The sequence below is a fragment of the Acrocarpospora phusangensis genome, assembly GCF_016862995.1.
GTDB lineage: Bacteria > Actinomycetota > Actinomycetes > Streptosporangiales > Streptosporangiaceae > Acrocarpospora > Acrocarpospora phusangensis.
Genome location: NZ_BOOA01000042.1, coordinates 1 through 14656 on the forward strand (window position 1 = coordinate 1; position 14656 = coordinate 14656).

Sequence of the window (14656 nt, forward strand, 5' to 3'; positions counted from 1 at the left end):
GACCGGCTACACCTGCGCCTGAACTCTACTTTGTAAAGGCGTCGGCTTTGGATGTTCGTAATGCTCACAAAACAGACACCCTCAACGACCAGATAAGGAGCCGGGGCGCGAATGGTTGGACGTGGGCCGTGCCTCCGAGGGTGGCCATGGCGTGAGCTGTGGCGCGGCCGGTCTGGTCCCAGGCGTCCCGGGGGACCGTGGGGAGCGGGTCGTCCCAGCTGGGGAGGCAGGTCTCGCGGAATCGCGTCATGCCCCCGGGCCGGGCGCTGAGCCGCAGATCGGGCCCGGCCGTCTGGCAACCGCCGGTTCTCGATCAGCCGCGAAGCGGCGCTCGCCTGCCGTGCTCGTCGGCGGTCTCGGCCAGCCAGTTCATCGCCGCCTTTCCGGCGACGACCGTGCTGGTGAGGGTGCCGATCCCGGAGATGGAGATGGTGATCTCGTCGCCGGCGCGGAGGGTGAAGGGCAGGTCGGGGACCAGGCAGGTGCCGGTGGCGAGGATCGCGCCCTCGGGGAAGGCGTCCTCGCGGAAGAGGTAGCCGACGAGTTCGTCCAGTCTGCGGCGGAGCTGGCCGGTGCTCGCCTGGCCGTCCCAGGCGACGGAGCCGTCGCGGGTGATGGTGAGGGCGATGTCGAGGGCGTACGGGTCGGGGATCTCCCAGGCGGGGCGGATGGCGGGGCCGACGGCGCAGCCGCCGAGGTAGATCTTGGCCTGGGGGAGGTAGAGGGGGTTCTCGCCTTCGATGGTGCGGGAGCTCATGTCGTTGACGACGGTGTATCCGACGATCTCGGCGTGGCGGTTGATGATCAGGCCGAGTTCGGGTTCGGGGACGTCGATGCCGGAGTCGGCGCGTACGGAGACGGATTCGCCGTGGCCGGTGACGCGCCAGGCGGTGGACTTGAAGAAGAGTTCGGGGCGGGGGGCTTCGTAGACGAGGTCGTACACGTCGGCGGCGCGTTCGCTTTCGACCATGCGGGCGGTGCGGGAGCGTTCGTAGGTGACGCCGGCGGCCCACACGTCCATGCGGCCGTCGGCCGGGGGGAGGAGCTGGACTTTGGCGGTTTCGTGGCGGGGGCCGTCGGCGGTCGCGCAGTGGTCCTGGATCTCGGCGGCGGTCAGCCGGAGCAGCTCACCCACGGTGGCGATGCCGCCGAACTCGGTGATGGCCTCGCCGTCATCGACGCCGATCAGAGTCTGGCCGGTCGCCGGGCTGATGAAACGCACGATTCGCACGCCTGCTCCTTGAAGTCCTCACACTGCCTTGATACGGAATATCGCACTATGGCATCAAAGCGGCTGCTTTCGTATCGGGTGACCAAGTCGCGGACACACGGGAGCAGGGTGCGGGGCTGGGTCTGTCGATCGTCGCGTCCATCGCCGAGGCGCACGGGGGCCTGGTGTGGGCGGATCGCAACCCTGGAGGAGGGCTGACGCTCGTCGTGAACTTCGGCGGCTGATCTTCTTTGCAAGTGATCGACAAGTGGCCGCTGGCAGGCTGGGGCGCATGTTCGGGATCGTTCGCCCATGCCGGCACACGATGTGCGGCGGGTTGTTCAAGGAATGGATGGCGCACCTGTGCGGGCTCTGCCTGGCGCTCAGGGATGAGCACGGGCACGCCGCTCGATTGGTGACTAATTACGACGGTTTGCTGGTCTCGGTGCTGATGGAAGCACAGGCGCCGGCGTCCTCCCCGTATCGGCGCGCGGCGGCGTGCGCCTTACGCGGGTTCAAGGGCGCCGACGTCGTCACGGCGGAGGGAGTACGGCTGGCGGGCGCGGTGTCGCTGATCCTGGCCTCGGGCAAGCTCAGGGACCACATCGAGGACGGCGACGGCGTCTACGCGCGCCGGCTGGTGGCGGCCGGCGCGGGACGGATGGCCGATCGCTGGTCGGCCGCCGGGTCCGGTACGGCCGCCGCTCTCCGGTTCGACCCCGCTCCGCTGCTGGTGGCGGTCGAGGAGCAGGCCCGGCTGGAGCGCCTGCCGGCGGCGGGCCTGCTCCAGCTCACCGCCCCCACCGAGGCGGCGGTGGCCGCCGCGTTCGGGCACACCGCGGTGCTGGCCGGCAAGCCGGGCAACCGGGAGGCGCTGGCGGAGGCCGGGCGGTATTTCGGCCGGTTGGCCCATCTGCTGGACGCCGTCGAGGATCTGGCCCGGGACCGTGCGGCCGGGGCGTACAACCCGCTTGTCGCGTCCGGCACGGATCTGGCCGGCGCGCGGCGGTACTGCGACGACGCGGTGCACGGGCTGCGTCTGGCGGTGGCCGAGTTGGACCTGGAGCGCCGTCATCTGGTGAACGCGTTGCTGGTACGGGAGACCGGCCGGGCGACCGCGCGGGTCTTCGCGGAGGCCGAGCCGGAGAGCCCCGAGGCGCCGCCGCGTGATCCGCGTGTGCAGCCGGATCCGGGTGGTCTGCTGTCGCTGTTGTGCGTGTCGGCGACGTGCTGCACCTGCGGGGTGTACCGGCCGCCGTGGGACGAGCAGCGGTATCAGTCGTGCTGGGATCGTTGCGACGCCAGCGGCTGCGATTGCTGCGGGAACGCGTGCTCGAGTTGCTCGGACTGCTGTTCCGGGTGCTGCGAATGCTGCAACTGCGACTGTTCGTGCTGATGACCTGCGGGTATCGCGGAACGTGAGGGTTCGGATGCCGGCCGGTTGGGGGAAGCGTGATGGGTCGCTGGGTTCATGGTGCGTTGGTGGTCTCGCTGGGAGTGGCGGCGGGACCGCCGGCGGCGGCGGAGCCGTACGAACGGCCGCCGGTGGTGCTGTTCCCGGCGTTCCATTTCACCAGGCTGGAGGTGACCGTACGGGATCAGACGACGGCGCCCGGCTGCCCCGGGTCGGGGGTCTTCCAGGACTGGTTCCGCAACGACCGGCCGAGCGCGTTCAGTCAGGTCTGCCGGGACCGGTTGCTCACCCTGCGCTACCGCGACGATCCTTCGGTGCCGATGCGGGCGCGTTTCGCCGAGCAGCCGGGCGTCACCGTGCGGCTGCTCGACTACGGCAGCACCAGGAGCGCGCCGTACTACGAGGCGCTGTACCGCAGGCTTGAGGTGGCCGGCTACGAACGCGACGAGGACATCCGGGTGGCCGGGTACGACGCGCGGCTCACGCCCGACATGGGCGGGTTCCTGCGGCGTACCCGCCGCCTGATCGAGGACGCGTACCTGGACAACGGCGGGCGGCCGGTGCACCTGGTCGGCCACTCCAACGGGCCGCTCTACGCGCAGTACCTGCTCACGCACAGCAGCAGGGCGTGGCGGGACCGGTACATCCACGGGTTCACCCCGATCGCGGGCAACATGCCGGGGCAGGGCCTGATGTACCAGCTGGTGTTCACGGGGCAGAACATCCAGGACTTCGGGTACCCCACGACCGGGGAGAACGCGCGGAGCAGCGCGCGCATGTACCAGAGCGCCCCGTCCACGTACATGAGCGCCGCCGATCCGGCGGTCTTCGGCAGCCGGGAGGTGGTCATCCGGGACGGCTCGACGGGCCGCTCCTACACCCCGCGCGACTACCGTCGCCTGTTCGCCGACGCGGGGCTGCGCACGGCCGGGAAGATCGCCGAGCACTACATCGGCTTCGTCCGGTTCCGCGACCCGGAGTCGTTCCCGGGCGTGGACGTCTACGCGGAGAAGGGCTCGGGCCTGCCCACGGTCGTCGGCGCCCGGCTGAAGGACCTGACCACCGGGCAGATCGCCGACCCGGCCGGGTTCCTGCGGCGGGACGGTGACGGCAACCAGGAGGACATCACCAACGACGCCGTCCTGGTCTGGCGGGCGATGCGCCGCCACCGTTTCAGCCTGACCGACAATCCCAGGGTCGACCACGGTCAGCTGCCCAACGACCGTGCCCTGCTCAACCGCCTGGTCCTCAACCTGGAGCGGGCCCCCTCATGACGTGGCTACCGTCTCCCACTTGCCGGAGGCCATCGACCGGTAGCAGGCGTCGATGACGGTGTTGACGGCCAGGCCGTCGTGGAAGGTCTCCAGCGGTTCCTCGCCGGCGGCGAACCGCTCGACGAAGTGGCGCATCTGCTGCGAGAAGCCGTACGCGCGGGTCTCCTCGGGGACCGGGTAGACCCAGCCGGTGTCGGCGTCGGACTTCTCCACCAGGTAGCCGACCGGCTTGGTGATGAAGCCCCACACGGGGGTGGAGGCGGTGTCGGTGACCAGGCGGCCGCCGCTGCCGACGATCTCGTGGCGCAGCTGCATGCCGCCCTTCTCCACCCAGGACGACTCGATCGAGGCGACCTGGCCGCCGGCGAACTTGAGCAGGGCGATGGAGGTGTCCTCGCCGGTGGTCTTGTCGGCGTGGGCGAGGGTGGCGCCCCAGGCGAAGACCTCGACGATCGGGTTGTCCTTGCCGAAGAAGTGGCGGGCGGACTCGACGGTGTGGCAGCCCATGTCGAGCAGCGCGCCGCCGCCGGCCGTCTCGGCGTCCCAGAAGTGCGGCGCGTGGGGGCCGGAGTGTCCTTCGCGGGCGCGCATCCAGAGCACGTCGCCGATGCCGCCGGCGGCGACGATCTCGTGGGCCTTGGCCAGGTTGGGGGAGAAGACGGCGCTTTCGGCGTAGCCGTGCCAGACACCGGCCTCGGTGACGACGCGCAGAATCTCGGCGGCCTCGGGTCCGGTACGGGCCAGGGGCTTGGTGCAGATGACGCCCTTGCCCGCGGCGGCGGCCAGCCGTACGGCCTCGAGGTGGACCTCGTTGGGGAGGGCGATGACGATCAGGTCCACGTCCGGATCGGTGCAGAGCGCGGCCATGGTCTCGTGTGGTCTCGTGTTGCGTCCGGGTCGGGCGGCGAACGCGGCGGCCCTTTCCGGCGAGCGGGAGTAGTGCGCCACCAATCGCGCGTCCCGTACGTCGTCGAGCGCCTCGGCATAGGTCTCGCCAATGAACCCTGCGCCGAGCAGGCCGACTCCGATCATCTGATCCTCCGAACGCGGTGATGCGGCGGCGTGGGGCACGCCCTGGTTGAAAAGTAGCATCACTGTAAACCAAAGCAATACCTCTTGTTACCACCCAGGATGTCTGTGTACGCTGCCGCATCAGGCGATGGCCCTAGGGGGAGCCACGCGAGCACAACGATGACGAGAGGCAACCCCATGCAAGCAATACGGGCATCCGTTGCGTTGGTCGCGGCGGCGGCTGCTGTCCTGACCTCGGCCTGCGCGCCGTCCGCGCATCGGGCGCCGGCCGGTGAGCACGCGAGCGGCGCGGCCGGCGGCTCGGCCGAGAAGGTCGTGCTGACCCTGGGCAGCTGGCGCACCGAGGACCTCGCCATGTGGGAGGACGAGATCCTGCCCGCCTTCGAGAAGACGCACCCGGCGATCGACGTCAAGTTCAGCCCGATCAACACCAACGAGTACAACGCGGCGATCCAGTCGCAGGTGGACGGCGGCACCGGGCCCGACCTGATCACCTGCCGGCCGTACGACGTGAACCGGGCCTGGATCAAGAAGGGCTACTTCGAGAAGCTCGACGGCAAGCCGGTGCTCGACAGCTTCGACGCCCTGGCCCTCGACCCGTGGTCGGACGACGCGGGCAGCCGCTACTGCGTGCCCACCGCCGCGGTGCTGGCCGGCTTCTTCTACAACAAGGACATCTTCGCCGAGCTGAACCTGCAGGTGCCCACCACGCAGGCCGAGTTCCTGGCCGTGCTCAAGGCGGTCAAGGACAACGGCAAGTACGCGCCGCTGGCCCTCGGCTCGTCGGAGTCGTGGCAGCTCGCCTACAACGGGCTGTACAGCATCGGCCCGGCGTACTGGAAGGGCGAGGAGGGCCGGCAGGGGCTCATCAAGGGCACCAAGAAGGTGACCGATCCGGAGTTCGTGGCCGCGTTCGAGGCGTTCGAGCAGTGGAAGCCGTACCTGCCGAAGGGGTTCGAGAGCCTCAAGTACCCTGACATGACGCAGCTGTTCTCGCTCGGCAAGGCCGCGATCCTGCCCGACGGGTCCTGGGACATCAACCAGGTCGCCGTCGGCGGCCTGAACGTGGGCGTGTTCGGCCCGCCGGCGATCACCGCGGGCGGCGAGCGCTACCTGCAGGAGATGCCGGACATGGCGATCGGCGTCAACGCCGCCAGCAAGCACAAGGCGGAGGCCGACACCTTCCTCGCCTGGACGGCGAGCCCCGAGTTCCAGGAGCTGTACGTCAACAAGCTGCCCGGGTTCTTCTCGATGGGCAAGCAGCCCGTCACGTACACCAACACGCTCGCGCAGGACTTCGCCAACCTCAAGCAGGGGGCGAAGCTCACCCCGCGCCTCGGCCTGGACCGGCTGAGCGCCGGCACCCCGCCGTTCGACGACGAGGTGTGGCGGGTGCTCCAGCTCATGTACAACGAGGACCTCTCCGCGCAGAAGGCCACCGAGGAACTGCAGAAGGGCCTGACCAGCTGGTACGCGCCGCAGCAGTAGCGGCAGACGGGGGGACGCGCCGGGCGCGTCCCCCCGCTCGACATGATCGACGGCGAAAGGGACACGTTGCTCCGCACCCGAGCCAGCCGGGCTCACTACCGCTACTTCCTCGCGTTCACCGTGCCCGCGCTGGTCGTCTACGTGGTGTTCGCGGCCCTCCCGCTGGTGAACTCCATCTACTACAGCCTGTTCGACACCGACTCGGGCGTGGCCACGTTCGTCGGGCTGGAGAACTACGTCTACCTGTTCACCAACCCCACGACGAGCGAGCGGTTCTGGAACGCGCTCACCAACAACGTCGAGTTCTTCGCGATCCACCTGCTGGTGGAGGTGCCGGTCGGGCTGCTCCTGGCCGCGCTGCTCACCTCGGGCCGGCTGCGCCGATCCACCGGGATCTACCGGACGCTGCTGTTCATCCCGACCACGCTCTCCGTGGTGATCGTCGGCTTCGTGTGGCGGCTGATCATCAACCCGCTCTGGGGCCTGGTGGACTTCCCCCTGCTCGGCGACGAGCGTACGGCCCTGCCGACCATCTCCCTCATGTCGGTCTGGCAGTACGTCGGCATCCCGATGATCTTCCTGTACGCGGCCCTGCTGGCCATCCCCGGCGACATCCTGGAGGCCGCCCGGGTGGAGGGCGCCGGCTCCTGGTCGACGTTCTGGCGGATCAAGTTCCCGCTGATCGCGCCGCAGTTCGGGCTGATCGCGATTCTCACCTACATCTGGACCTTCAACGGCTTCGACCTGGTCTTCGCCCTGAACGGGTCGGCGCCGGGGCCCAACTACAGCACCGACATCCTCGGCACGCTGTTCTACCGGACCTTCTTCGGGTCGAGCGGGCAGCTGGCCGACCTCGATCTGGGCGCGACCGTGGCCAGCGTGATCTTCCTGATCATCCTCGTCGTCACCGCCGCGTACTTCGGGTTGCTGCACCGCCGGCTGAAGTCCTACGAACTGTGAGTGGTGGCATGACCGCAACGACCAACGCCGTGACCCAGACGACGACCCAGACGACCAAGATGGCCAAGACGCGCGCCTCCGACCGGGCCGGAACGCTGGTGGTGCACGGCCTGCTGATCGTGTTCGCGCTGGTGGCGATCGCGCCGATCCTCGTGATCGTGCTGAACTCGTTCAAGACGACTCCGGCGATCTTCGAGCATCCGTTCGCGCTGCCGGACTCCGGCAGCTTCAGCGTGGCCGGCTACGAGCGGGTGTTCACCCGCGGGCACTTCGTCGACAACTACCGCAACAGCCTGATCGTGACGGTGGGCAGCACCGTGCTGACCCTGGTGCTGGCGACGCTCGCGGCGTTCGCCCTCACCGAGTACAAGGTGCGGTTCGCGCCGCTCGTGGGCGGCTTCTTCGTGCTGGGCATCATGCTGCCGATCCGGCTGGGCACGGTGCCGATCATCGAGACGATGATCTCCTGGAACCTGATGGACACGCTGGTCGCGCTGGTGCTCGTCTACACGGCGATGAGCCTGCCGCTGGCGATCGCGCTGCTCATGACCTACTTCCGGGCGGTGCCCTCGGCGGTGAAGGAGGCCGCCCGCATCGACGGCGCGGGCGAGCTGCGCACGATGACCATCGTGCTGCCGATGGTGCGTCCCGGCCTGGCCGCGGTGGCGTCGGTGACCATGCTGCCGATCTGGAACGACCTGTGGTTCCCGCTCATCCTGGCGCCCAGCGCGGAGAACCAGACGGTGACGCTGGGCGTGCAGCAGTTCGTGGGGCAGTTCCTCAACGACTATCCGGCCCTGCTCGGCGCGCTCACGCTCGGCGCGACGCCGCTGGTGGTGCTGTTCGTCGTCTTCTCCCGCCAGTTCATCCAGGGTCTGAGCCAGGGCATTGGCAAGTGACCGTACGGCCTCAGCGCAGGCCCCGGGACGGCGGGACGGATCCGCCCATGCCGCCCATGCGCAGGAAGAACGTGCGCAGCCGGTAGCGGTCGCCGCGGTAGCTGACCATCGAGGAGAACAGCGGCCGGTCCACGCTGCTGAGCACGAGCTGCCGCATGACCAGCACGGGCTTGCCCTCCTCCAGCTGGAGCCGCGCGGCCAGGTCGGCGTCGGCCTCCCTGGCCTCGATGGTGGCGTTGGCCTTGGCCAGGTCCAGGCCCGCGGCGGCGATGTGCTCGTAGAGGGAGCCGGCGCGGAAGTCCAGGTCGGCGAAGCCGGGCACGAGCTCGGCGGGGATCTGGGTGAGGTCGAGCGCGGTCGGCACGCCGTTGAGCAGGCGCACACGTTCCAGGACGAACAGCGGGGTGCCGGGGGCGATGGACAGCTGCTCGGCCTCGTCGAGGTTGGCGGGCACGACCTCCTGGCGCAGGACCGTGGAGCTGGGGGCCAGGCCCATCCGGCGGGCGGTCTCGGTGAAGGACTCCAGGCTGTTGGGCCATTCGCGGGCGGTGGCGCTGGGCGCCACATACCAGCCGCGGCCGTGGGACGCGCTGAGGATGCCCTCCTCGACGAGCGTGCTCAGCGCCTTGCGCAGGGTGACCCTGCTGATGCCCAGCCGCTCGCACAGCTCGCGCTCGGGGGGCAGGCGGCTGCCGGGCTTCAGAGCGCCGGTGCCGAGCTGATCCTTGATGAGATTCACCGCCTGGATCCACAGCGGCTCGGGGTGGTCGGCGCGGATCGACGCGGGCGTCGGGGCCTCAGTCACGTTGGCATTATCGCCGAAGCCTCGTCGCGTACGCAAACCACAGAAGACCAGATGAGTCAGGCCCTGGCTTCCGGTGGCATCCCGACATATGTCCATAGACGGGCATAAACATGTAGCCCGTCGCCGCCTGATGAGAACGAGAATCGCGTCACCCTGTACCGAGCTGCCTTGATTGGTATGGTGTGGTAAACATTATGGTATTACTATGGTCCTGAGAGGAGTCATTGTGATCGAACAGGGGAGTGCCTCCGGTGAGGCGACCCAGACCGTGAACCGGGACCGCCGGGATCTCGGTTCGCTCCGCGCGGAGGAGATCTCGGCGGCGCGCGAGATCCTCGTCCGCGCCGGCCTGCTGACCGACACCACCCATGTCTCGTACCTGGGCCTGCGGGAGCCGGACAAGCGGCAGCCCGCCGGGCCGCGGCAGCTGCGCGCGATGCTCGTCGACATGGCCGACGGCGCCTCCCGCGACGTCGTCGTCAGCCCGGAGCGGGACGAGCCGGTGTCGGTCACCGAGCTGGAACCGGCCCGCGACGGCCAGGTGCCCGTCATCATGCTCGAGTTCGCCATGGTCGAAGAGATCGTGCACGCGGACGAGCGCTGGCTTGAGGCGATGCGCCGCCGGGGGCTGACCGACCTGTCGGTCCTGCGGGTGCAGCCGCTGTCGGCCGGGGCCGCCATGACCGACGGCGAACGCGGCCGGCGCCTCCAGCGCACCCTCACCTTCCTGCAGAAGAGCCCGGACGACCTGCCGTGGGCCCACCCGGTCGACGGAGTCGTCGCCTACGTGGACGTGATCGACCGCAAGGTCGTCGAGGTCCTCGACGCGGCGGTGCTGGACGTGCCGCAGGAGGACGGCAACTTCCACCTGAGCGCGTTCAACGGCCCCGAGCGGGAGGGCCTCAAGCCGATCGAGATCACCCAGCCGCACGGCCCGAGCTTCACCATCGGCGACGGCAACGTGCTGGAGTGGCTCGGCTGGCGGCTCCAGGTCTGCTTCGACTCCCGCGAGGGCCTGGTCCTGCGCGACATCTCCATCGCCGACGGCGACCGGCGGCGTCCCGTCGTGGACCGCGCCTCCGTCGCCGAGATGGTCGTCCCGTACGGCGACCCGAGCCCGCAGCGGTGGTTCCAGACCTTCTTCGACGGCGGCGAGTACCTGCTGGGCAACTTCGCCAACTCCCTGGAGCTGGGCTGCGACTGCGTCGGCGACATCACGTACCTGGACGCGGTGGTGGCCGACAACGCCGGCAACCCCCGGACGATCCCGCAGGCGATCTGCATCCACGAAGAGGACTACGGCGTGCTGTGGAAGCACACCAGCACCTTCACCGGATCCAGCGACGTGCGCCGCAACCGGCGGCTGGTGGTCTCCTTCTTCGTCACCGTGGGCAACTACGACTACGGGTTCTACTGGTACTTCTACCTCGACGGGGCGATCGAGCTGGAGGTCAAGGCCACCGGCGTGGTGTTCACCTCCGGCTACCCGAACCCGGGCGGCGAGTATCCGTACGCGACCGAGATCGCGCCCGGGCTGGGCGCGCCGCACCACCAGCACCTGTTCAGCGCGCGCCTGGAGATGGCCGTGGACGGGCCCGCCAACTACGTCGAGGAGCTCGACGCGGTGGCCGCGCCGCGCGGACCGCGGAACCCGACCGGCACCGGCATCACCCAGCGGGTGACCCGGCTGCGCCGCGAGAGTGACGCGCCCCGGCTGGCCGACGGCGGGCGCGGACGCGTGTGGCGGATCGGCAACCCGGGCTCCCGCAACCGGCTCGGCCGCGACGTCGCCTACGTGCTCCACCCGAAGGACGCGCCGGTGCTCCTCGCCGACCCCGAGTCCGACCTGTACGGCCGGGCCACCTTCGCCTCCGGCCACCTGTGGGTCACCGCGTACGACCCCGCGCAGCTCTACCCGGCCGGGGACTTCGTCAACCAGCACCCGGGCGGGGCGGGCATGCCGGCCTGGGTCGCCGCCGACCGCGACATCGACGGCGCCGCCATCGTGGTGTGGCACACGTTCGGGATGACGCACTTCCCGCGCCTGGAGGACTGGCCGGTCATGCCGGTGGACACCACGGGCTTCACGCTCAAGCCGTCCGGTTTCTTCGGCCGCAATCCGACGCTGGACATTCCCGCGTCCCGCGGACACCACTGCAGTTCGTGAACAGCCGATACCTGGGGAAATGATGTCAACGCTGAAAGGTCACATCACCTTCGCCGCCGCCAGAGCGCAGCAGCCCGCCGCGCTGCGGGGGGCGATCGAGCAGCTGGGCCGCGACGTCGCGGACCGGCGGTCCGAGGGGTGGTTCCGCGGCCACGGGCCGATCTTCGTCGCCATCGGGGCGAGCCACGCCGCGGCCTGCGCGCCGACGTGGACGCTGCGCGCGCGGGGAATCCACGCCTGGCGGCTCGGCGCGGGTGACCATCCGCTGCCGTTCCCGGTGAGCGGCCACCCGCTCGTCGCCGTGTCGCAGAGCGGGCGCAGCGCCGAGACGCTCGCCGTGCTGGAGTCGGTGGACCCGCACCTGCGGTACTCGGTGACCAACGTGCACCCGTCGCCGATCGCGGCCGTCGCGCAGCGGCACCTCTCGCTGGGCGGCCTGGCCGACAGCTACGCCTCGACCGTCGGGTACACCGCCACGATCGCCGGCCTCGGGATGATCGCGGAGGCGTGGGACGACGGGACGGTCGACCCGTCGTGGGCGCGGCTGCCGGAGCACCTGCACGACCTGGAGGAGGCTCTCGCCTCCCGCGCGGACGCGCTCGCCGAGCCGTTCGCCGGGGTGCGCGCCGCCGACTTCGTGGGCGGCGGCCCGTCGGCGGGCTCGGCCGAGGCCGGGGCGCTGCTCTTCCGCGAGACCGTACGGCTGCCGGCCGCGGCGATGAGCACCCGGCAGTACCTGCACGGCGCGATGGAGTCGGCCGGCGGCACCGTGCACGTGCTCTTCGGCGACCAGCGGGAGATCGAGCTCGCGCACACCCTGGCGGGCGCCCGCCACCCGGTCGTCCTGGTGACGACCGAACAGGTCGAGCCGGGGCCCGATCTGCAGGTGGTCGGCCTGCCCGCGGTGCCGCCCAGCCAGCGCGCCGTGCTGGAGGCCGTGGTGCTGCAGACGCTGGTGGCCAGCACCGCCGCGCAGGCCGGCATCGACATCGAGGAGTTCGTCTTCGACAACGCCGACACCAAGGTGCCCGCCGAGGCGTCGCGGTGACAGCGGTCGGCACGGTCCTGGCCGGGCTGGACATCGGCGGGACGAAGACCCATGTGCGGGTGGAGAGCCTCGACGGCCGCGTCCTGGCCGACGTCGTGGAACCCAGCGAGACCTGGTCCGCCACCCCCGTCGAGGAGGCGGCGCGGTGGATCGCCGCCGCCGTCGAACGCCACCGCCCCGAGGGAGGCACCGTCGCGGCGATCGCGGCGGGCGCGCAGGGCTGCGACACCGAGGAGCACTGCGCCGAACTCGGCCACGCCCTGACGGCCGTCGCCGGGGTCCCGGGCGTCGTCACCAACGACGCCGCGCTCCTCGCCCCGGCCGCCGGCCTGGAGTCGGCCATCGGCGTGATCGCCGGCACCGGTTCCATCGCCGTCGCCGTACGGCCCGACGGCACGCTCGTCTTCGCCGGCGGGTGGGGCTGGGTCATCGGGGACGAGGGCAGCGCTCCCGCCCTCGTCCGCGAGGCCGCCCGCGCCGCCCTGACCAGGCACGACGCCGGTGGCGACGACGACGTGCTGCTTCCCGCGCTGCTCGACGCGTTCGGGGTGGACAGCGCCGTCGGCCTGGCCCGTACGGTCAACGACACGCCTGCCGCGGAGCACTGGGCGCCCAAGGCTCCCGCCGTGTTCGCGGCGGCCCAGCGGGGGTCCGCCGACGCGCGCCGGGTCATCACCGCCGGCGCGGAGAGCCTCGCGTACCTGGTCGGCGTGCTCGTCGCGCGCGGGGCCGGCAGCACCGACGTGGTCGCGGCCGGCGGCGTCATGACGAGCCAGCCCGACCTGTTCGCGGCCTTCCGCGACGCCCTCACCCGCGACCATCCCCAGCTGGCCGTGCACCTGCTGCGGGAACCCCCGGTGGCGGGGGCGGTCGCCCTCGCCCGACGTCTCCATGGAGCCCCCCACCTGAGGAGCAATCATGTCCGTGAACTATGACACCGCCACCCTGGTGGCCAGGGACAAGGCCACCGGCGAGCACCTGGGCACGGTGCCCGAGGCCACCGTCGCCGAGGTCGGCCAGGCGGTGGAGCGGGCCGCCGCCGCGCAGCCCGGCTGGGCCGCGCTGACCTACACCGAGCGGGCGGCGGTGCTGCGCCGCGCCGCCGACCTGCTCGGCGCCCGCGCCGCCACGCTGCGGGACCTGATCGTCCGCGAGACCGGGTCCATCCCCGGCAAGGCCGACTACGAGATCGGCGCCGCCGCGGGCGAGCTGTTCGAGGCCGCCGCGCTCGCCGCGCGGCCCGTCGGCGAGCTGCTGCCGTCCAACCACGCCGGCCGGGTCAGCCTCGCCGAACGGCTGCCGCTGGGCGTCGTCGCGGCCATCACACCGTGGAACTTCCCGCTCATCCTGGGCATGCGCGTCATCGCGCCCGCGCTCGCCCTCGGCAACACCGTCGTCCTGAAGCCGTCGCCGGAGACTCCCCTGTCCGGCGGCGCGGCTCTCGCCGAGCTGTTCGCGGACGCCGGCCTGCCCGCCGACGTGTTCCAGGTGGTGCAGGGCGGCCCCGAGGTCGGCGAGCGGCTGGTCGTGCACCCGGCCACCGCGATGGTGCACTTCACCGGCTCCACCACCGTCGGCCGCGCCATCGCCGCCACGGCGGGCGGCCTGCTCAAGAAGGTCTCGCTGGAACTGGGCGGGAACAACGCGCTCGTCGTCCTCGACGACGCCGACCTGGAGCAGGCCGCGATGATCGGGGCCTGGTCCAGCTTCCACTACCAGGGCCAGACCTGCATCACCGCCGGCCGGCACGTCGTGCACGCCGACATCGCCGACGCGTACGTGGCGGAGCTCGGCCGCCGGGCCGCCGCCATCCAGGTCGGCGACCCGCACACCCAGCCGGTCGGGCTCGGCCCGATGATCAACGAGCGGCAGTGGTCCCGCGCGGAGGCGATGCTGCGGGAGGCCGTGGCCGGCGGCGCGACCCTCGTCACCGGCGGGCCCGCGGAGGCGCCGTTCTTCCGGCCGACGGTCGTCACCTCGGTCGGCGAGGACAGCCGGCTGTGGCGGGAGGAGATCTTCGCGCCGGTCGCCCCGGTGCTCGTCGTCGACAGCGACGAGGAGGCCGTACGGGTGGTCAACGACACCGAGTACGGGCTGGTCAACTCGGTCGTCACCGCCGACCTGCGGCGCGGTCTGGCGCTGGCGCGGCGGCTGCGGGGCGGCATGGTCCACGTCAACGACGCGACCCCGCAGGACGAGGCGCTCGCCCCGTTCGGCGGCATCGGCCAGTCCGGGCTGGGCGGCCGGTCGGGCGGCGACTCCAACCTGGAGGAGTTCACCTACCGCCGCTGGCTGACCACGACCGACCTCCCGGTTCACTACCCGTACTAGCTGTTCTGTCCCGTTAGGTTGGTCACGC

The 14656-nt window shown here is 70.8% G+C and carries 13 protein-coding genes; 10 read left to right on the forward strand and 3 right to left on the reverse strand.

Going from position 1 to position 14656, the window contains the following annotated elements; genetic code table 11:
- Positions 1-313 precede the first annotated feature (313 nt).
- A complete protein-coding gene (locus Aph01nite_RS24060) occupies positions 314-1231 on the reverse strand; it encodes a fumarylacetoacetate hydrolase family protein (protein WP_204043236.1) in 918 nt (305 codons plus the stop codon).
- Positions 1232-1284: 53 nt separating this feature from the next.
- Between Aph01nite_RS24060 and Aph01nite_RS42240 the strand changes: the two genes are divergently transcribed.
- The 3 genes from Aph01nite_RS42240 (at position 1285) to Aph01nite_RS24075 (ending at position 3898) form a co-directional block, all read left to right on the forward strand.
- Positions 1285-1455, forward strand: coding sequence for an ATP-binding protein (locus tag Aph01nite_RS42240; protein ID WP_275419281.1), 171 nt, complete (start codon positions 1285-1287; stop codon positions 1453-1455).
- Between the two features lie 47 nt (positions 1456-1502).
- Positions 1503-2606, forward strand: coding sequence for a DUF5685 family protein (locus Aph01nite_RS24070; RefSeq protein WP_204043237.1), 1104 nt, complete (start codon positions 1503-1505; stop codon positions 2604-2606).
- An 86-nt stretch (positions 2607-2692) separates the two neighbouring features.
- On the forward strand, positions 2693-3898 hold the full coding sequence (locus tag Aph01nite_RS24075) for a lipase/acyltransferase domain-containing protein (RefSeq protein WP_204043238.1): 1206 nt from the start codon (positions 2693-2695) through the stop codon (positions 3896-3898).
- Here the strand turns inward: Aph01nite_RS24075 and Aph01nite_RS24080 are convergent.
- Positions 3893-4930 carry a Gfo/Idh/MocA family protein gene (locus Aph01nite_RS24080; RefSeq protein ID WP_204043239.1) on the reverse strand — a complete coding sequence of 346 codons (1038 nt, stop codon included), beginning with the start codon at positions 4928-4930 and terminating at the stop codon, positions 3893-3895. The genes Aph01nite_RS24075 and Aph01nite_RS24080 overlap by 6 nt on opposite strands.
- Before the next feature lie 177 nt (positions 4931-5107).
- On the opposite strand from Aph01nite_RS24080, the gene Aph01nite_RS24085 reads away from it, so the two are divergent.
- Genes Aph01nite_RS24085 through Aph01nite_RS24095 form a run of 3 tightly spaced genes read left to right on the forward strand, consistent with a single transcriptional unit; the run spans position 5108 to position 8277 of the window.
- A complete protein-coding gene (locus Aph01nite_RS24085) occupies positions 5108-6418 on the forward strand; it encodes an ABC transporter substrate-binding protein (RefSeq protein WP_204043240.1) in 1311 nt (436 codons plus the stop codon).
- A 42-nt stretch (positions 6419-6460) separates the two neighbouring features.
- Positions 6461-7378, forward strand: coding sequence for a carbohydrate ABC transporter permease (locus Aph01nite_RS24090; RefSeq protein WP_204043241.1), 918 nt, complete (start codon positions 6461-6463; stop codon positions 7376-7378).
- Between the two features lie 8 nt (positions 7379-7386).
- A complete protein-coding gene (locus tag Aph01nite_RS24095; protein ID WP_204043242.1) occupies positions 7387-8277 on the forward strand; it encodes a carbohydrate ABC transporter permease in 891 nt (296 codons plus the stop codon).
- Between the two features lie 10 nt (positions 8278-8287).
- On the opposite strand, the gene Aph01nite_RS24100 is transcribed toward Aph01nite_RS24095, so the two are convergent.
- Positions 8288-9082: a GntR family transcriptional regulator gene (locus tag Aph01nite_RS24100; RefSeq protein WP_204043243.1), complete on the reverse strand. Its 795-nt coding sequence runs from the start codon at positions 9080-9082 to the stop codon at positions 8288-8290.
- 226 nt (positions 9083-9308) lie between these two features.
- Here Aph01nite_RS24100 and Aph01nite_RS24105 point away from each other — a divergent pair, with 226 nt between their 5' ends.
- Genes Aph01nite_RS24105 through Aph01nite_RS24120 form a run of 4 tightly spaced genes read left to right on the forward strand, consistent with a single transcriptional unit; the run spans position 9309 to position 14628 of the window.
- Entirely contained in the window at positions 9309-11249 is a 1941-nt protein-coding gene (locus Aph01nite_RS24105; protein ID WP_239161919.1) for a primary-amine oxidase, read from the forward strand.
- Between the two features lie 19 nt (positions 11250-11268).
- Entirely contained in the window at positions 11269-12297 is a 1029-nt protein-coding gene (locus Aph01nite_RS24110) for an SIS domain-containing protein (RefSeq protein ID WP_204043245.1), read from the forward strand.
- On the forward strand, positions 12294-13232 hold the full coding sequence (locus Aph01nite_RS24115; protein ID WP_204043246.1) for an N-acetylglucosamine kinase: 939 nt from the start codon (positions 12294-12296) through the stop codon (positions 13230-13232). The genes Aph01nite_RS24110 and Aph01nite_RS24115 overlap by 4 nt, the downstream gene beginning before the upstream one ends.
- On the forward strand, positions 13216-14628 hold the full coding sequence (locus Aph01nite_RS24120; RefSeq protein ID WP_204043247.1) for an aldehyde dehydrogenase family protein: 1413 nt from the start codon (positions 13216-13218) through the stop codon (positions 14626-14628). The genes Aph01nite_RS24115 and Aph01nite_RS24120 overlap by 17 nt, the downstream gene beginning before the upstream one ends.
- The last annotated feature ends 28 nt before the right edge of the window (positions 14629-14656 follow it).

Coding starts and splice junctions, on each gene's coding strand:
- Aph01nite_RS24090 (WP_204043241.1), top strand. CDS start 6,461: ATGATCGACGGCGAAAGGGACACGTTGCTCCGCACCCGAGCCAGCCGG.
- Aph01nite_RS24110 (WP_204043245.1), top strand. CDS start 11,269: ATGATGTCAACGCTGAAAGGTCACATCACCTTCGCCGCCGCCAGAGCG.
- Aph01nite_RS24085 (WP_204043240.1), top strand. CDS start 5,108: ATGCAAGCAATACGGGCATCCGTTGCGTTGGTCGCGGCGGCGGCTGCT.
- Aph01nite_RS24080 (WP_204043239.1), bottom strand. CDS start 4,930: ATGATCGGAGTCGGCCTGCTCGGCGCAGGGTTCATTGGCGAGACCTAT.
- Aph01nite_RS24095 (WP_204043242.1), top strand. CDS start 7,387: ATGACCGCAACGACCAACGCCGTGACCCAGACGACGACCCAGACGACC.
- Aph01nite_RS24120 (WP_204043247.1), top strand. CDS start 13,216: ATGTCCGTGAACTATGACACCGCCACCCTGGTGGCCAGGGACAAGGCC.
- Aph01nite_RS24070 (WP_204043237.1), top strand. CDS start 1,503: ATGTTCGGGATCGTTCGCCCATGCCGGCACACGATGTGCGGCGGGTTG.